Origin of the sequence: Pseudoalteromonas sp. Z1A6 (assembly GCF_011378745.1) — a bacterium.
Taxonomy (GTDB): Bacteria; Pseudomonadota; Gammaproteobacteria; order Enterobacterales; family Alteromonadaceae; genus Pseudoalteromonas; species Pseudoalteromonas arctica.
This window is the reverse complement of the sequence record NZ_WTKW01000014.1, coordinates 1-18,944: the sequence shown is the minus strand read 5'-3', so window position 1 is coordinate 18,944 and position 18,944 is coordinate 1. Positions and strand designations below refer to the sequence as shown.

The following is an 18,944-nucleotide window of genomic DNA, read 5'->3' as shown; positions in this document are numbered from 1 at the left end:
TGGCACGCTTTACGCAGTGTATTACCTATACAGTCAACTAAGTAAGGAATGCACATGCAAGTTAAAACAATTAAAGAGGTATACGATTGGACCGTTTTGTTTCATACGCAAATGGCGGCTAATTTTTATAGCGTAAAGGATTTACTCGATGAACATAATGCAATGCTGGTGGACTACTACCTAAATTACGAAAAAAAACTCGCCGAAGATTTAGTCGGGTTTAAAGCGATAACCGAAATAAATACGCTCGATACGTACAGTTATGAATACTTTGCTAAAAATCCTGAGCTAATTACTTTTGAAGACATTAGTAAAGATCAGCAATTCGATGAAGAAGTCATTCAAGGGTATTTAGCACAGCAACATCAAAAAGTGATTGAGTTATATGAATACTTACTTGAACGCGCCGAAACCGAAAGTGGGCAAGAAAAGCTTCAACAAATACTAGAGCTTGAAAAGCAAGGTATAAAGCAAATGATGCAAAGTACTAATCGTCATATGGATATGTAGCTTTATAAAAGAGCGGGATTACTGAGTTTATCTCGCTCTTATTAGCTTTAAGGTGATTATTTAAAATAGCTGATGCTTGCATCGGCTTATTTTATGTCTGCGTTAAATAATCTGCAGAGCATTTTGATGGACTAAAATGGTATGCGTGTCAGTTGTATGGCACGCATAAATGGAGGTTAAACTTCTTCCGTATCTACAATCAAATCACTTGTAATTGATTCCAATGCTTCAATAACTTCGTCTTTATCCATACCATTTGGCAGAGTAACGGTAGCAACAGCGCTAAAAATAGGCACTCCCCAATTAGGTGCGCTTTGTTGTCTTGAATTTAAGTGAGTAATATTAGCGCCTTTATGACGTATTATACTTGCCAGTTCTTGAACAATACCAGGACGGTCGTTACCTGTTATAACTAGATTAATTTGCTCTAGTGTTGATGGTTCAATCTCTGTGTTTCCGGTTTCAATACGAACGTCTAATTTAGGTAACTTATTTAAAGCACTTTGTAATGATTGAAAATGCTCCTCAGCAACTTCAAGTTGAATAATACCTGCAAAATGACCTAATAAATGGCTTAAGTTACTACTAAGCCAGTTGCCATGATTTTGTAATACGACTGATGAGATGCTCTCTACTAAACCAGGGCGATCTTTCCCTAAAATAGTTATAACCAACTGCTTCATAAATAATTCTCTTTTTAAGCCCAAAGAAAGTAAATGCATAGGCATTAAGTATGTTGTCTAATTTAAATTGTGTGTTGTTGCACTTTTTATAAATCTTTGATTATAAATTAAAAAAATGAATATAGTTGTGTTGACTATACGCAGTATTAATAGTCATTATTATTTACTAAGTACTCTTTTAGTATTGACCTCGATAAATACTTTGTCCAATTATTTTATAATTTAGTTCACTTATAAATCACCTATTTGAAGCTAATTTAGACTTTTCCCTCGTTAGTTTTATTTAAAGCTGTTTTAGAGTGCTTATTATTACTGCTGTAACATTACTGTCATCTTGATGAAATATAATTTATGCAACGTTAAGATTTAAGGGTGTTTTGATGACTTCAAATCCGAATAAGCCGACTTTTAATACGGATCGAAGCCGTCTATTTAAAGATCGGTTTGCCAAGTTTGGCATAACCGCAGGTGGGATAATGGTATTGGTAGCACTGCTATTAATATTCTTTTACCTTCTTTATGTAGTACAGCCAATTTTTGAATCAGCAAAAGTAGAAAAACGCGATAGCTTTCATGTTGCTAATTCACAGCAAATAGCAGGCTTAGGTGTAGAAGAGCAAACTGAAGTTGCTTATTTACTCAGTCAGCAAGGTCAGGTTGATTTTTACAGTGTGCAAGATGGCAGCTTTGGTAAAAAGCTTAAAACATTAAACGCCGAGCTACCAAGTGATGCAACAAGCTTTGCAACAAGCGCGCCTTTTCAAGGGCATTATGCGTTTGGTTTAGAAGATGGCACCGTAATGGTTGTTGCACCTAAATTTTTAGTTACCTTTCCAAATAACGAGCGTAAATTAACACCTCGCTTAGGTTTTCCTCTAGGGGAAATGGCTTTAGAAGTAGATGAACAAGGTGCAGCTATTAAACGCTTTGCATTTAGTCACTATGAAGACAAAACAGCGGTTGTAGCTCTTACAGAAGATAAGCGTGTATTATTTAGCAGCTTTATTGCTGAAGAGAATATGTTTACCGGTGAAGTAGAGTGGGTTGTTGAGCGTACAGAACTTGATGTTAATGGACGTGTAGACGAATTATTAATGTCGCCAGATACAACACGTACTTTTGTACGTTCTGCTAATCAAGTGTATGTATACGATACGCGTGACCCAAGTGATGTAGAGCAAATTCAGTTGCTTTCGGCTAACGAAGAAAATGCAAATATTGTATCTGCACAACTGCTAGCGGGCGCAAACTCACTCATGCTTGCTAATGATAACGGTGAGGTTTCGCAGTGGTTTGAAGTAAACACTGACACAGGCCGTGAATATCAAAAAATTCGCTCATTTGAAACAACTAAGCAAAGTAAATTAAATGTATTTACTGAGTTTTACCGTCGTACTTTTTTTACTACCGGCAATAATGGTGAGCTAGGCGTGTACTACACAACCAGCGAAGCAAAACTTTGGCAGGGGAAAGTAAGTGAAGGCGCAATAGAAAACTTTGCAATTGCACCACGTTCAAATGCTGCGTTAATTTTAGCGGATAATAAGCTAACAGTATTAGACATTCATAACGAGCACCCAGAAGTTACGTGGTCAGCACTTTGGCAAGAAGTGTGGTACGAAGGTTACCCAGAGCCAGGTTATATTTGGCAGTCAACATCAGCCAGTGACGACTTTGAATCTAAGTTTTCACTTGTGCCAATTTCGTTCGGTACATTAAAAGCAGCACTTTATGCGATGTTGTTTGCTGTACCAATCGCGCTTTCGGCGGCTATTTACACGGCATACTTTATGTCGAGCAAATTACGTAAAGTGGTTAAGCCTACCGTTGAAATAATGGAAGCATTACCAACCGTTATTTTAGGTTTTTTAGCGGGTCTTTGGTTAGCCCCATTAATAGAAGAGCACTTACCTGCCATTGTTGGGTTACTCATATTATTACCTTTAGGTATGTTAGCGACAGGTTTAGCCTGGACTAAATTACCAACAAAAATACGCCATAGAATTCCTGATGGTTCGCATTCAATCATCCTTATTCCGGTCGTTTTACTTATTGGTTGGTTTTCGTTTGCTATGAGCGAATTTGTTGAACTTTGGATGTTTGACGGCAATGTACGTCAGTACTTAACAAATGAGCTAGGTATGACATTCGATCAACGTAACTCGCTTGTTGTAGGTATTGCGATGGGTTTTGCGGTTATTCCTACTATATTCTCAATTGCAGAAGACGCGGTATTTAGTGTTCCAAAGCATTTATCAAATGGCTCATTAGCATTAGGTGCGACGCAGTGGCAAACACTAATACGTGTTGTATTACTAACAGCAAGTCCAGGTATTTTCTCTGCGGTAATGATGGGACTTGGCCGAGCAGTTGGTGAAACCATGATTGTACTTATGGCAACCGGTAATACACCGATTATGGATTGGAGCATTTTCCAAGGTATGCGTACGCTTGCAGCAAATATTGCAGTTGAAATGCCAGAGTCAGAAGTAGGTAGTTCGCACTATAGAATATTATTCTTAGCAGCCTTTGTATTATTCATATTCACATTCATTTTTAACACAGTCGCTGAGTTTGTTCGCCAGCAACTGCGTGAAAAATACAGCTCAATGTAAGCGGAGAGACATGACATGGTAAAGCAGTGGTTTAAGTCTGGTTCTCCTTGGATTTGGATGACCGGTGGTGCAGTGAGCATCAGTTTGATTTCAGTTTTAGGCTTATTGGCAATGATAGCCTGGAAAGGGTTAAGCTTTTTCTGGCCTTCAGAAGTTGTACAGTTTGAACTTGAAGGGTCGATTGCAAAGCAAACCGTTATTGGCGAAGTTTACGATCGTGAATTAGTACCAAAAACGCGTTTAGCCGCGACAGGTATTGATGTTAGCGGGTTTGAAAAAGAAGAAATAGAGCGCTTACTTATTAAAACAGGTAACCGCGAATATGTAGATTTAGATTTTCGTTGGATATTAGAAACCGACATAACAAATAAAACAGCACCAGCGGCGCTTGCAGTATTTGAGCGTAGTAAAAACGGTAACTTTTATGGTTATGTGCAAAACGTTATTAAAGACGGTCAACCGGTTAATGGCGATAAAATAGAAGCGCTACATGAGCTTGTAGAGCGTGCGGTTGATTTAAATGACGAAGCACTTGATTTGCAAAATGGTGACATTGGGCATATTAACTACGCACTTGAACGCTTACGTTTAAAAGAAAAAGGCTACTTACTTGATAACGCTCTCACTGATGAGCGTGTTGCTGAGCTTGCTCAAGCACGTGCTGAATTACGTGCAGAGTATGGTGTACTTGAAAAAGATTTATTTGCACTACGCAAACAAGCTAAACGTGACCACGTAACTGTAAAAGATATGCGCGGTGAAGTTGTTACAATTCCTATGTATCAAGTACTTGATGTTTGGTTTCCAAACGATATGGGCTTTTTTGCAAAGCTAGGCCACTACTTTGTGCAACTAGGTAAGTTTGTATCCGATGATCCACGTGAAGCAAATACAGAAGGCGGTGTTTTCCCTGCTATATTTGGTACTGTATTTATGGTTATGCTGATGGCTGTAATTGTGACGCCGTTTGGCGTTGTTGCTGCAATTTACTTACACGAGTACGCCGCAAAAAATGCAATCACTAAAATGATTCGTATCGCAGTGATTAACTTGGCCGGTGTTCCTTCAATTGTATACGGTGTATTTGGCCTCGGCTTTTTTGTATACATGTTAGGTGGTAGCTTAGACCAATTATTTTATCCAGAATCGTCGCCAACGCCAGTATTTGGTACGCCAGGTGTAATGTGGTCGGCATTAACGCTCGCTATACTAACGCTGCCAGTTGTTATTGTATCGACTGAAGAAGGTTTATCTCGTATTCCAAGTACCGTACGTGATGGTTCACTAGCGCTTGGCGCAACAAAAGTTGAAACGTTATGGCGCATAATTATTCCAATGGCAAGCCCTGCAATTATGACAGGTTTAATACTGGCAGTTGCGCGTGCTGCAGGTGAAGTTGCACCGTTAATGCTAGTAGGCGTTGTAAAAATGGCTCCTACATTACCACTTGATGGCAACTTCCCATATTTTCACTTAGATAGAAAGTTCATGCACTTAGGCTTTCATATATACGATGTTGGCTTCCAAAGCCCTAATGTTGAAGCGGCACGCCCGCTGGTATACGCAACGGCCTTTTTATTGGTGTCGGTGATTATTACCCTAAACATAACGGCCATTGGTATACGTAACCATTTACGTGAAAAGTACAGATCGCTTGAACACTAATTAGTAAAGATTTTATAGGTAACAAAAATGATTACAGTCGCTCCAAAAGTAAACCAAGCTAATATAGGCCAGAAGTTAGACCTAGAAAATTTAACGGATGACCAAAAAGCGCTAGAGATTAAAGATCTCGATCTTTACTACGGTGATAAGCAAGCGCTTAATAAAGTAAATATGAACATTCCAAAAGGCCAAGTAACTGCGTTTATTGGACCATCGGGCTGTGGTAAATCAACTCTATTACGTTGTATTAACCGCATGAACGATTTGGTTGATATTTGTCGTATTGAAGGTGAAATATTACTTCACGGTCAAAATATTTACGATAAGAGCGTAGATGTAGCAGCACTTCGTCGTAATGTAGGTATGGTGTTTCAGCGTCCTAACCCATTTCCTAAATCAATTTATGAAAATGTGGTTTATGGCCTACGCTTACAAGGCATTAAAGAGAAGCGTAAGTTAGACGAAGTGGTAGAGCAATCACTTCGTGGTGCTGCTTTATGGGATGAAGTAAAAGATAGATTACACGATAGCGCGTTTGGCTTATCGGGTGGTCAGCAACAGCGTTTAGTTATTGCTCGCTCAATTGCAATTGAGCCAGAAGTTCTTTTATTAGATGAACCTACATCAGCACTTGACCCTATTTCTACTTTGGTAATAGAAGAGCTAATAAACGATTTAAAAAACCAATTTACCGTTGTTATTGTTACACATAACATGCAACAAGCAGCACGAGTATCTGATCAAACAGCCTTTATGTATATGGGCGAATTGATTGAGTACTCAGACACAAATACCTTATTTACTACACCAACGAAGAAAAAGACCGAAGATTATATTACCGGTCGTTACGGTTAATTAGCCCGTTGTAGCGTGTTGTGCAAGATTAAGAGAGAAGGTAACTATGGAACATAATATTAATAAACATATTTCTGGGCGTTTTAACCAAGAACTAGAAAATGTACGTAATCATGTATTAAGTATGGGTGGCTTAGTTGAGCAGCAGTTAAATAGTGCGCTTGATGCGGTGAGTCGTAACGATGCAGAGCTTGCTCAAAAGGTACGTCAGAACGATTATAAAGTGAATGCAATGGAAGTAAGCATTGATGAAGAGTGTACGCGTATTATTGCTCGTCGTCAGCCTGCAGCAAGTGACCTGCGTTTAGTGATTGCAATTGCTAAAACAATTGCTGATTTAGAGCGTATTGGCGATGAAGCTGAGCGAATTGCTAAAGTTGCACTAGACTCATTTACCAAAGATCAGCAAGATTTATTAGTAAATATTGAAAATATGGGCCGCCAGGTTTTAAAAATGCTACACGACGTACTAGATGCATTTGCCCGTATGGATGTGCAACGTGCATTTCAAGTACATAAAGAAGATGCAAAGGTTGACCGCGAATATGAAGCCATCACACGTCAAATAATGACTTACATGATGGAAGATCCACGCTCAATACCTAAAATCATGGACTTAGTCTGGTCTGTTCGCTCATTAGAGCGTATTGGTGATCGCTGTCAGAACATTGCTGAATACATTATTTATTTTGTTAATGGCAAAGATATTCGCCATACATCTCAAGAAGATATAGAAAAATCACTATGATTTTTTACCCATCATGCTTTTCTATTAAAGCGGCTTAGTGTCGCTTTATGTATTGCAAGCTTTAGTGAAGTAATAAAAAGCGTTCACAATCTTGGTTAATACTGTAAAATTCATGCTGCAAAGCATATCAATTTGATTAAAGGGTCAGTTATGCCTACAAACGCGTTTTTAGGAGTATTTGCAAAATCTCCTATCAAACCAATGGAAGAACACATCAAGAAGGTTCATCAAGCAAGTAAAGCTTTGATACCTTTTTTTAATCACGTATTTAAAGAAGAGTGGGTACAAGCAGAAGAGCTTCGCATCACTATTCGCAATTTAGAACGTGAAGCTGATGATATGAAAAGAGATATACGTTTACAATTACCGCGTGGTTTATTCATGCCGGTAGAGCGTACAGATCTTCTCGAACTAGTAACTCAACAAGATAAAATTGCCAATAAAGCAAAAGATATTGCAGGGCGAGTGATTGGTCGTGAAATGACCATTCCAAAAGTTATGCAAGCTGATTTCTTAGCTTACTTAACCCGTTGTGTAGATGCGACTAAACAAGCATCTAAAGCAATTAACGAGTTAGAAGAATTGCTAGAAACGGGTTTTAAAGGTCGAGAAGTCACCTTAGTAGAAAAAATGTTAGTTGAATTGGATGCCATAGAACAAGACACGGACGAAATGCAGATAAAAGTACGCCGCCAGCTACGTGATGTAGAGGGTGAGTTAAATCCAATTGATGTTATGTTTTTGTACAAAATCATTGAATGGGTTGGCGAGCTTGCAGATATTGCAGAGCGCGTAGGATCACGTCTTGAGCTGATGTTAGCTCGTTAATTTAAAATCAGTTCAAACACGAAAGATTAAGGTTTTACAATGGATATCATTGCATCTTACGGCACGGTATTAATTTTAATTGCCGCAGCAGTCGGCTTTTTTATGGCTTATGGTATTGGCGCGAACGACGTAGCGAACGCCATGGGCACATCTGTAGGTTCAAAAGCGCTAACAATCAAACAAGCTATTTTTATAGCGATGATTTTTGAATTTGCAGGCGCTTACTTAGCAGGTGGTGAGGTTACATCAACAATTCGTAAAGGAATTATCGATGCCGCACCATTTGCAGACATTCCTGAACTTATGGTTCTGGGTATGATTTCGTCTTTATTTGCAGCGGGTGCTTGGTTATTAATGGCCTCGTTCTTGGGTTGGCCAGTATCAACGACTCACTCAATCATTGGTGCAATCATTGGTTTTGCGTTAGTTGCTGTTGGTACTGAGGCGATTCAATGGGATAAAGTAGGTGGTATTGTTGGTAGTTGGATTATAACGCCCGCCATATCAGGCTTTATTGCATACTTAATATTTATGAGTGCACAAAAACTTATTTTTAATACAGATGCACCACTAAAAAATGCTAAACGCTATGTACCACTTTATATGGGTTTAGCAGGTTTTATAATGGCCTTGGTCACAATTAAAAAAGGCTTAAAGCATGTTGGTGTTGATTTAGGTGCAGCCGAAGGGTACGCCTTAGCAATAGCTGTAGCAGTTGTCGTTGCTATAATTGGTAAAATTGCTATTTCTCGTTTAAATATCGATCCAAAAGCAGATAAACAAATGCAATTCAACAATGTTGAAAAAGTGTTTGCTGTTCTTATGGTATTAACAGCATGTTGTATGGCCTTTGCACATGGTTCTAACGATGTTGCTAATGCAATCGGTCCACTAGCTGCTGTTGTAAATATTGTTGAAAACAATGGTGAAATTGCTAAAAAAGCGGCTATTGCTTGGTGGATTTTACCTCTAGGTGGTTTCGGTATTGTTGCGGGTCTTGCTATTTTGGGCAAAAAAGTAATTAAAACGATTGGTGAAGGCATTACACATTTAACGCCTAGCCGTGGTTTTGCTGCTGAACTAGCCGCTGCTTCTACCGTTGTTATTGCATCAGGTACTGGTATGCCAATCTCTACTACTCAAACCTTAGTGGGTGCAGTATTAGGTGTAGGTATGGCACGTGGAATTGGTGCACTTAACATGGGTGTTATCAGAAACATTGTAGTTTCTTGGGTAATTACATTGCCAGTTGGCGCTGCCCTTGCTATTGTTATTTTCTACGTACTAAGAACCGCATTTGGGGTTTAACAAAAAAGTACTCAAAGACTTTTAGCTTGAAAAGATCTCAATGCCCTAGGTGTTGGGGTCTTTTTATTTGTGGAAAGAAAAAATGACCAATCTTCCAAGTATCAAACAGCTACAGTATTTATTAGCTGTTCATCAACATCAGCACTTTGGCAGAGCTGCCAGTGCCTGTTTTATAGGGCAATCTACTTTAAGCAGTGCTATTCAAAATCTTGAAGAAACGTTGGGTTGCCAGCTTATTGAACGCGAAAATCGCAGCCTTATGTTTACCAGTATTGGTGAAGAAGTTGTTGAGCGCTCTCGTAAAATAATTAACGATACAATTAGTTTAAAAGAACTCACTAAAAGCTTTTTAACACCACTGAGTGGTAAATTAACAGTGGGTGTTATACCTACAATTGCTAGCTTTATAGCGGCTCCTCTGTATCACTTTTGTAAAGAAACCTTTTGTGATTTAGAGTTGGTATTAATAGAAGATACGAGTGATAAGCTACTGGATAAACTTGAGCATGGGCATATTGATTTAGCGCTACTTGCACTGCCATACGAAACCGATAAATTTCATACACAAGTATTGGCAAAAGATCAGTTTAGTTTAGTGCACCATAAGGACTACAGCGCTGCAAAGGGCGTAGTCGACTTTAATCTATTACCAGAGGCTAGCGTATTCTTACTCGAGCGTGAGCACTGTATGACAGGCCATGCGCTTAGTGCATGTCATTTAAACCGTGCTAGTTGTATTAACCCATTTGAAGCAGCAAGCTTGCATACATTATTGAGTATGGTTGAGCATCAGCTCGGGGTGACTTTTTTACCACAAATGGCGATTAACGCCGGAATTTTAGATAATAAAAATATGGTGGCAACACCATCACAAAGCGATGCATATAGAGATATTGGCATATTGTGGCGTAAAACTACGGGGCGGATCCGCGACTTTAAGTTATTTAGTCAACAGCTTGAGATATTTTTAAAGCGCCAATGTAGTTTAGATTTTTCTAAATAAGAATAGGAAATGAATGAAAGCAGCCTATAAAGGCTGCTTTTGATTTTGAAGATGGCTTTCAAAAGGCTCAAGTTCGGGTAAAAATAGTAAATAAATCCATACCACCAAGTTAAAGTAAGGCACGCAACCTAATACAGTAAAAACCTTAACTGGGTAGCCTTTAATATTTGCGTAACGATAGCACTGATACGCGATTGCAAAATGTATAATCAGTAATAACATAACTAGCTGTGTCATACCTTTCTCCTTAAAAGCTTAAATAGCTTTGAAACCCACTATAAATATCAGTACTACGCCGCCAAAAGGTAATGTCATGTTTTTAAAGTGAAATGCGTTAAAATGCACGACATTTTTATTTGATACTGAAAGTATAGGCAAGAAAGGTAATATTGGTAGTAACAAATTGTTTAATTTTGTTTATTTTGGGCTAGCTTGTTGTTGGTAAAACGTTTTATTTTTTGAAATTTTTTCAAGTTCATCTTTTACTTTTTCAACAGGTATTGGGCGTGCAATAAAGTAGCCTTGTCCATAATCAACACCTATCTCTTTTAGTGCAAAAAATATCTCTTCGTTTTCAACGTACTCAGCTACAGAGCGCTTATCGAGAGACCGACTAATATCATTTATTGCTTTTACTAACGCTAAGTCTATAGGGTCATTAAGCATGTCGCTTACAAATGAGCCATCAATTTTTACATGCTGTGCTGGAAGCTGCTTTAAATAGTTAAATGTACTAAAGCCAGTTCCAAAATCGTCAATAGAAAAATGACAGCCTAAGCTATTAAGCTTCTCAATCATTTTACGAGTCGCTTTTAAGTTGTTAATACTTGCTGATTCAGTTATTTCAAAAATTATCCGCGAAGGGGGCACGTTATACTTTTCAAGGTTTGATTCAATTAATGGCAATAAGCGTTCATCTAAGAATGATTGTGCTGACAAATTAATAGCAACTTGGTTTAACTCTGGGTGCTTAGATACACAAGCAACGGCATTACGTATAACGCATTGATCCATCAAAAATGTGTCGTTAAGCATCTCTAAAGAGGGAATAAATTGATTTGGGTACACAAGTTTACCTTTGAGTTTTAAGCGTAAGAGCGCTTCAAAATAAGCAACTTTACACTCTTTAAAATCCCAAATAGGTTGGTAATGCAGTTCAATATTATCTTGCTGCAGTGCTTGTCGAATTTCGTGACCCCATTCAAGCCCAGTTTGAAGCGTATTGTTTTGAGCGTCCTCTTTTGAGTAGCAATGTACTAAGTTACGCCCTAAATTTTTGGCAATATACAAAGCAATATCGGCTTGTTTTAAACATTCATTAGGATCATTGTTTTGTATCGTAATTTGAGTTAAACCGATAGAGCAGCTAATTGTGTATATCTGATCTTCTGATTTAAAAGCATGTTTTTCTATTGCGCTGCACACACCTTCAGCAATAAGGTGTGCATCCAGTAAATTCATATCGGTAAGTATGACTGCAAACTCATCGCCGCCTATTCGGCACACCAAATGGTCTTCGCCAATATTTGCTTTAAATAATTGCGCGACTTCTTTTAATACTATGTCACCTTGGTGGTGACCTTTGCTGTCGTTTATTATTTTAAAGTGATCGAGGTCAATATAAATAACAGCATGCTCTATGCCATCATACGTGTATTTATCTTGGCATATTTTATTAAGCTGTTGATCAAAGTAATAACGGTTATGTAAACCAGTTAATGGGTCATGGTGTGCTAAATGACGTAGTTGGATCTCTGCTTGTTTACGTTCGTGTATGTTGTCGATAGTGGCGGTTATGGTCGCGTTATTACGACTATTTTTGATTAGCTGTAATCTGCATTCGACCCAAATTAAATTGCCATTTTTATGGGTGAGCTTTACTTCTATTTGTTGCTGTTGTTCGCCACCATGTAAAATGTCATTAATAGTATAATTTAGTCTTTCTTTATCTTCGTTATTACAATAAGCGCTTAGTGGGGTTTGTAGTGATGATTTAACACCAAAACCGCTTAATGTCTCCCATGCAGGGTTAATAAAACGAATATGCCCTTGCTGATCAAGCTCTAAAACAACCGTATTCAAATGCAATAAAATACGCTGATGAGCCGAAAATAACTCTTTGTAACGCACTTCGCTCACGCTTAGCTGCTCTACTTTGTAAGCAAACTCAGCATAACTCACCATAAAATCTTCACGTCGTGCGGCGTGGTCACACACTTTATTTAAAAATGAAGGGTCGTATGGGGCTCTAATAAAATCGGTAACACCAGACAGCAAAAGCTGCTCAGCGTAATCAGCATCATCACTTTCTATAATCGTAACAATAGCTTGTTTAGAATTGTGCTGTAGTATTTCTTCAACGAGTACACTCGAGCTCCCTGCACTTGATGTAGTGGCATCGAGTAGCACAATTGAAAACTGCTGTTGGTTGTAAGCGTTTAGTGCTGCTTCAGCTGAGGTAACGTGAGTAATAGCAAAGTTTAACTTTAACTGTTCACTAATTTTGTCGGCCGTATTTTGAAGTGGCTCTAATAGCAATAAATTTAGTCGGCTACTTTTTTCTAGGTGCGTAGATAAAACATTCGCAAGCACTTGAGGAAGCATATCTTTATGTTCAAACGGCAGTACAGCATCTATCCCGTAGCTTCTGGCTGTTGTTTCGGCAATACGCTCACAGTAAATTGGCGGAATAAGTAAAATTGGGGTGTTTTTTGGTGTTTTTAATAATCCTGAGCGGATCATCCTCGAAAAGCGCCAGCCGTCAATTTTTCCAACATTAATGCCCGTTATTATAATATCAACAGGGTGTTGTTTTAAAAGCTTTAAAGCTTGTTGGCTATCTTGCGCATCAATAAAGGTAAATACATTTAAGCTATCTAAAGTGCCTTTAATCGCGCGACGTTCAGCACTACTTGCGTTTAATATTAGCAATTTAAGCTGGTTTGGCACGTGTTGAACACCCCTAATGTAACTTATAATAATTCAGCCGAACAAGAATAGTGACATTTAACCATAAGAACAAGAAAATTAAATGACAAACACGCAAACAAGACATTATAAGTTTGGCTGATTTCTTGAGCTTAATATCCGATACATATACACTTGGCGCGATTTTAAATGATGTGGATTACTAATTATGCGCGTGGCTGACTTTAGCTTTGACTTACCTGATGAATTAATAGCTCGTTTTCCTAAAGCGGACAGAACTAGCAGCCGTTTACTTACTTTAGATGGCCCAAGCGGAACTCTAGAACATAAAGTGTTTAGCGACATACTTGATTTAGTAAACGAAGGCGATTTGTTAGTCTTTAACAATACACGCGTAATTCCAGCACGTATGTTTGGTCAAAAAGCCTCTGGCGGCAAAGTTGAAGTGCTTGTAGAGCGAGTGCTAGATGAACATCGCGTACTTGCGCACGTACGCGCGAGCAAGTCGCTTAAGGTTGGTAACGAAGTTATTTTAGAGGGCAAAGCCAAGGCAATAATGGTTGCACGCCACGATACATTATTTGAGCTTGAGTTTGATCATAGCCAAAACGTGCTAGATATACTTAATGATATTGGTCATATGCCACTGCCTCCTTATATTGACCGACCTGATACCGAAGCTGATCGCGAGCGTTACCAAACTGTTTATGGAGAAAAGCCAGGTGCAGTTGCTGCGCCAACAGCGGGCTTACATTTTGACGATAAGTTAATGACGGCACTAAAAGATAAAGGTGTAAACATGGCCTTTGTTACTTTACACGTTGGCGCCGGTACTTTTCAGCCAGTACGAGTAGATAGTGTTGATGAGCATATAATGCACTCCGAGTACATTGAAGTACCCGATGATGTAGTTGCTGCCGTTGCACAAACCAAAGCAAGTGGCGGGCGCGTAATTGCTGTAGGCACAACTTCAGTACGCTCATTAGAGTCGGCAGCTAAAGTTCACGGCGGCAAGTTAGATACGTATTTTGGTGATACCGATATATTTATTTTTCCGGGTTACCAATTTAATGTTGTTGATGCCATGGTCACAAATTTTCACTTACCAGAATCAACGCTTATAATGCTAGTCAGTGCTTTTAGCGGACAAGACAATATTATGGGTGCATACAATACGGCAATTGAACAAAAATACCGATTTTTTAGTTACGGTGATGCGATGTTTTTAACACGCAAGTAACCGTTTATTATTTAATACTCAGTAAAAAACACTAAAAACCCCAGCAACGAAGCTGGGGTTTTTGTTTAGCATAATAAGCAAACCTGAATTTATCGCAGCTAATAGTATTAATGAGGTAAAAAGGGTAGAATCGAGCGGTTAAATTATAGCTTGTTGGACTGTTTTTCTGACATTGAGGATGATATGAAATTTGAATTAGATTGTACTGACGGAAAAGCGCGCCGCGGCCGCTTAATTTTTGACCGTGGTGTAATAGAAACACCTGCATTTATGCCTGTTGGTACTTACGGTACTGTAAAAGGTATGACGCCAGATGAAGTAAAAGCCACTGGTGCGCAAATATGTTTAGGTAATACCTTTCATTTAATGCTTCGTCCAGGTACTGAAATCATTAAGCAACATGGTGATTTACACGACTTTATGAATTGGGATTTCCCAATTTTAACTGACTCAGGCGGTTTTCAAGTATTTAGCTTAGGCGCAATGCGTAAAATCACTGAAGAAGGCGTGTTATTTCAATCTCCAGTAAATGGTGATGAAATTATGATGTCGCCTGAAAAGTCGATGGAAGTACAGCGCGACTTAGGCTCAGACATCGTTATGATTTTTGACGAGTGTACGCCATATCCAGCAACTGAAAAAGAAGCTAAAGATTCTATGGAGTTATCTCTTCGTTGGGCTAAGCGCTCAAAAGAAGGGCATGGCGACAATCCATCTGCTTTGTTTGGTATTATTCAAGGTGGTATGTACCCAGAATTACGTGCACAATCGCAAGCAGGCTTAGAAGAAATTGGCTTTGATGGCTATGCATTAGGTGGTCTATCAGTAGGCGAGCCTAAAAACGAAATGATGAATATTCTTGATCATTGTGCGTTTAAAATGCCAGAAGACAAACCACGCTACCTTATGGGTGTAGGCAAGCCAGAGGATTTAGTTGAGTCTGTTCGCCGTGGTATTGATATGTTTGACTGTGTTATGCCAACACGTAATGCGCGTAACGGCCATTTATTCATTACCACGGGTGTAGTAAAAATACGTAACGCAGTACATAAAACAGACACACGGCCACTTGACCCTGAGTGTGATTGTCATACGTGTGGAAACTATTCACGAGCTTATTTGCATCACCTTGATAAATGTAACGAAATTTTAGGTGCGCGACTAAACACAATTCATAACTTACGTTACTATCAACGTGTTATGGAAGGTTTACGTAATGCAATTAGCGAAGGTAAATTAGAAGAATTTGTACAAGATTTTTATGCTCGCCGAGGCCAAGACGTGCCAGAGCTAGTAGATATAAAAAATTAAACTTTAAAATTAAAGAGGAAGTATCATGAGTTTATTTATTTCAAATGCACACGCAGCAGCTGGTCAACCTGCGGCAAGCGGTGGTTGGGAAATGCTAATAATGTTAGCTATTTTCGGTTTGGTTTTTTACTTTTTAATCTACCGCCCGCAAGCTAAGCGCGTTAAAGAGCACAAAAGCTTAATGAGTATGATGGCTAAAGGCGATGAAGTACTTACCCAAGGCGGTTTAGTGGGTAAAATTGTGAAGATTTCTGAAGAGAAAGATTTCATCGTTATCTCTTTAAACGAGCAGGCAGAAGTAACAGTACAAAAATCTGCAGTATCTGCAGTATTGCCAAAAGGCACAATGAAGTCGCTATAAAAATAATAAGGACGACCCCGTGTTAAACAAGTTTCCAGTTTGGAAGTATTTACTTGTTTTAGCTGTGGTAGCCATTGGCCTTTTATATGCCTCTCCAAACTTGTATGGTCGCGATCCGGCTATACAAGTTTCAGGTGCTAAAGGCGCTGATGTCGATCTCAGTGTTGTAGACAAAGTAAACGCAATCCTTGAAAAAAATAATGTAACCGCTAAATCGACAATACTTGAAGATGGACAAATTTTAGTTCGTTTAAAAAATGTTGAAGAACAGCTTAAAGCGCATGACTTACTGCGTGATTCGCTTAACGACGATTATATTTCTGCCATTAATATGGCACCAGCTCAACCAGCTTGGTTAAAAGCGGTTGGTGGCAACCCTATGAAGCTAGGTCTTGATTTAAGTGGTGGCGTACATTTCACCATGGAAATCGACATGGCAACAGCGGTTGATAACCAGCTTGAGCAAATGGAACAAGATTTTCGTAGCGACCTGCGCGAAGAAAAACTACGTTACCGTAGTGTTCGCCGCGTAGCAGGCTCCGATCGTATGCGTGTAGAAATGCGTACTGAAGAAGACAAAAATGCAGCAGAGAGCTTCTTAGAAACTCGCTACCCGCTAAATGTCTACATTGATGACAGCAGTAACGATAAAGCATTTTTTGCGACAATGAGTGAACAAAAACTCAAAGAAATTCGTGACTACGCTATCAAGCAAAATGAAACGATTATTCGTAACCGTATCAACCAAATTGGTGTTGCAGAACCTAACGTACAACGCCAAGGCGCTGAGCGTATTATTGTTCAACTACCTGGTATTCAAGACACAGCACGCGCTAAAGAAATTTTAGGCGCAACAGCAACACTTGAATTTCGTGAAGTAGACGAAAACGCTGATATTAGCGCTGCTGCTCAAGGTCGTATCCCTGCGGGTACTGAAATGATCATGAGCCGCGACGGTTACCCTGTTGTACTTAAAAAGCGTATTATTCTAGAAGGCAGCCATATAACTGGCGCGCAATCTGGCGCTGATGAATACCAACGCCCGCAAGTGAGTATTACGCTAGATAGCAAAGGTGGGGCAAAAATGAATGCCTTTACCAAACGTGCTATTGGTAAGCGTATGGCAACGGTATTTATTGAGTACAAGCCATCAGGTAAAAAAGATGCAGACGGTAAAGCGCTTCCGCCTATTAAGGTTGAAGAAGTTATTAACGTAGCAACAATTCAAGCACGTCTTGATCGCTCGTTCCGTATTACAGGTATCGATAACCCAGCTGAAGCACATAACTTAAGTTTGCTACTTCGTGCAGGTGCGCTTGTAGCACCAATTCAAATTGTTGAAGAGCGCACTGTAGGTCCAAGTTTAGGTCAAGAAAATATTGAAGCGGGTATGACTGCGGTTGCACTTGGTTTTGCGTTTGTACTTGTGTTTATGCTTGTGTACTACAAAGGCTTTGGTATGGTTGCAAACCTTGCGCTTGCGGCTAACTTAGTACTGATTGTTGGTGTTATGTCTTTAATTCCAGGCGCGACACTTACGCTACCTGGTATTGCAGGTATTGTATTAACCGTAGGTATGGCAGTTGATGCTAACGTACTTATTTTTGAACGTATTCGTGAAGAGCTGGCCGATGGCCGCAGCCCTCAACAAGCGATTCATTTCGGTTACGATAGCGCATTTAGCACTATATTTGATGCTAACATCACCACGTTAATCGCTGCCATTATACTGTTTGCAGTAGGCACAGGTCCGATTGCGGGCTTTGCAGTGACACTTGCGATTGGTATTTTAACTTCAATGTTTACAGCCATTGTTGGTACCCGTGCGGTAATCAACTTATTTGTTGGTGGTAAACGTATTGATAAACTTTCGATTTAAGGAGCTGACATGCAAATTTTAAGTTTGGGTAGTAGAACCCTTCGTTTCATGTCTCTTCGTAAAGTGGCTATGGGTTTTTCGACGTTATTAATTTTAGCGTCGTTTGCATCAGTTTTTGTTAAAGGTCTAAATTTTGGTTTAGATTTTACCGGCGGTACTGCGGTAGAAGTTGGTTTTTCACAGCCAGCAGACCTTAAAAAAGTACGTGCTGCGCTAGCTGATAATGGTTTTGCTGATGCATCAGTACAACTATTTGGTTCAAGCCAAGAGATTTTAGTTCGTTTAGCACCGCGCGGTAGTGATGTTAAAGCTGAAGTAATTGGTAACCAAGTAATCGATGCGCTTAAAAAAGCTGATGACAGCGTAGTAATGCGCCGTATTGAGTTTGTGGGCCCAAGTGTAGGTGAAGACTTAAAAGAGCAGGGTGGCCTTGCCATGTTAACTGCACTTATTTGTATCTTAATCTACGTTGCATTTCGTTTTGAATGGCGCTTTGCTGTGGGTGCGGTAGGTGCACTACTACACGATGTTATTATTACTGTGGGTTTATTTTCGATATTAGGTTTAGAGTTTGATTTAACTATATTAGCGGCAATTCTTGCGGTAATAGGTTATTCACTTAACGATACGATTGTTGTATCTGACCGTATTCGTGAAAATTTCCGTAAAGTGCGCATTGACGATACAGTAGAAATTATTGATATTTCACTTACGCAAACACTTAACCGTACACTTGTAACCTCAATCACGACTATTTTAGTATTGATTGCTTTGTTTGCATGGGGCGGACAAACCATTCATGGCTTTGCAACTGCATTGCTGTTTGGTGTGTTTATTGGTACTTATTCTTCGATTTATGTTGCGAGTTCTGTTGCTATAGCAATGGGCGTAAGCAAAGAAGACTTAATACCAGAAGTAATTGAAAAAGAAGGTGCAGACCTAGACGCAATGCCGTAGTAGAGTCTCATTAAATAAAAACCGCTCCTATGAGCGGTTTTTTTATACCTGCA

16 protein-coding genes are annotated in these 18,944 nt (G+C 39.2%); 13 read left to right on the top strand and 3 right to left on the bottom strand.

Going from position 1 to position 18,944, the window contains the following annotated elements; all coding sequences use genetic code 11:
* Positions 1–54: 54 nt before the first annotated feature.
* Positions 55–510 carry a hypothetical protein gene (locus GQR46_RS01775; RefSeq protein ID WP_007586459.1) on the top strand — a complete coding sequence of 152 codons (456 nt, stop codon included), beginning with the start codon at positions 55–57 and terminating at the stop codon, positions 508–510.
* Positions 511–686: 176 nt separating this feature from the next.
* On the opposite strand, the gene GQR46_RS01770 is transcribed toward GQR46_RS01775, so the two are convergent.
* Positions 687–1,193 (bottom strand): ACT domain-containing protein, encoded by a 507-nt coding sequence (locus tag GQR46_RS01770; protein ID WP_165739583.1) that lies wholly within the window; start codon positions 1,191–1,193, stop codon positions 687–689.
* A 380-nt stretch (positions 1,194–1,573) separates the two neighbouring features.
* Between GQR46_RS01770 and GQR46_RS01765 the strand changes: the two genes are divergently transcribed.
* The 7 genes from GQR46_RS01765 (at position 1,574) to GQR46_RS01735 (ending at position 10,215) form a co-directional block, all read left to right on the top strand.
* A complete protein-coding gene (locus GQR46_RS01765) occupies positions 1,574–3,808 on the top strand; it encodes an ABC transporter permease subunit (RefSeq protein ID WP_165727118.1) in 2,235 nt (744 codons plus the stop codon).
* 15 nt (positions 3,809–3,823) lie between these two features.
* Positions 3,824–5,473 carry a phosphate ABC transporter permease PstA gene (pstA, locus tag GQR46_RS01760; RefSeq protein ID WP_007586463.1) on the top strand — a complete coding sequence of 550 codons (1,650 nt, stop codon included), beginning with the start codon at positions 3,824–3,826 and terminating at the stop codon, positions 5,471–5,473.
* Between the two features lie 27 nt (positions 5,474–5,500).
* On the top strand, positions 5,501–6,328 hold the full coding sequence (gene pstB, locus GQR46_RS01755) for a phosphate ABC transporter ATP-binding protein PstB (protein ID WP_007586464.1): 828 nt from the start codon (positions 5,501–5,503) through the stop codon (positions 6,326–6,328).
* Positions 6,329–6,374: 46 nt separating this feature from the next.
* Positions 6,375–7,076, top strand: a complete 702-nt coding sequence (gene phoU, locus GQR46_RS01750; protein WP_007586465.1) for a phosphate signaling complex protein PhoU — start codon at positions 6,375–6,377, stop codon at positions 7,074–7,076.
* Positions 7,077–7,226: 150 nt separating this feature from the next.
* Positions 7,227–7,904 (top strand): TIGR00153 family protein, encoded by a 678-nt coding sequence (locus tag GQR46_RS01745; RefSeq protein WP_002957838.1) that lies wholly within the window; start codon positions 7,227–7,229, stop codon positions 7,902–7,904.
* Positions 7,905–7,943: 39 nt separating this feature from the next.
* Entirely contained in the window at positions 7,944–9,212 is a 1,269-nt protein-coding gene (locus GQR46_RS01740; protein WP_007586466.1) for an inorganic phosphate transporter, read from the top strand.
* 82 nt (positions 9,213–9,294) lie between these two features.
* On the top strand, positions 9,295–10,215 hold the full coding sequence (locus GQR46_RS01735; RefSeq protein WP_007586467.1) for a hydrogen peroxide-inducible genes activator: 921 nt from the start codon (positions 9,295–9,297) through the stop codon (positions 10,213–10,215).
* A 24-nt stretch (positions 10,216–10,239) separates the two neighbouring features.
* Here GQR46_RS01735 and GQR46_RS01730 read toward each other — a convergent pair whose 3' ends face one another.
* Both GQR46_RS01730 and GQR46_RS01725 read right to left on the bottom strand, forming a co-directional pair.
* The gene (locus GQR46_RS01730) at positions 10,240–10,452 is read right to left on the bottom strand and encodes a hypothetical protein (RefSeq protein WP_002957835.1); all 213 of its coding nucleotides are present in this window, start codon (positions 10,450–10,452) and stop codon (positions 10,240–10,242) included.
* Between the two features lie 180 nt (positions 10,453–10,632).
* Entirely contained in the window at positions 10,633–13,164 is a 2,532-nt protein-coding gene (locus GQR46_RS01725; RefSeq protein ID WP_165739582.1) for a GGDEF domain-containing protein, read from the bottom strand.
* 187 nt (positions 13,165–13,351) lie between these two features.
* Here GQR46_RS01725 and queA point away from each other — a divergent pair, with 187 nt between their 5' ends.
* From queA to secF, 5 genes are all read left to right on the top strand, one after another.
* Positions 13,352–14,383: a tRNA preQ1(34) S-adenosylmethionine ribosyltransferase-isomerase QueA gene (gene queA / locus GQR46_RS01720; RefSeq protein WP_165739580.1), complete on the top strand. Its 1,032-nt coding sequence runs from the start codon at positions 13,352–13,354 to the stop codon at positions 14,381–14,383.
* A 183-nt stretch (positions 14,384–14,566) separates the two neighbouring features.
* Entirely contained in the window at positions 14,567–15,694 is a 1,128-nt protein-coding gene (gene tgt, locus GQR46_RS01715) for a tRNA guanosine(34) transglycosylase Tgt (protein ID WP_165739578.1), read from the top strand.
* A gap of 25 nt (positions 15,695–15,719) precedes the next feature.
* Positions 15,720–16,055 (top strand): preprotein translocase subunit YajC, encoded by a 336-nt coding sequence (gene yajC, locus GQR46_RS01710; RefSeq protein ID WP_007586472.1) that lies wholly within the window; start codon positions 15,720–15,722, stop codon positions 16,053–16,055.
* Between the two features lie 19 nt (positions 16,056–16,074).
* On the top strand, positions 16,075–17,934 hold the full coding sequence (gene secD / locus GQR46_RS01705) for a protein translocase subunit SecD (protein WP_165739576.1): 1,860 nt from the start codon (positions 16,075–16,077) through the stop codon (positions 17,932–17,934).
* A 9-nt stretch (positions 17,935–17,943) separates the two neighbouring features.
* A complete protein-coding gene (secF, locus tag GQR46_RS01700) occupies positions 17,944–18,891 on the top strand; it encodes a protein translocase subunit SecF (protein ID WP_007586474.1) in 948 nt (315 codons plus the stop codon).
* The last annotated feature ends 53 nt before the right edge of the window (positions 18,892–18,944 follow it).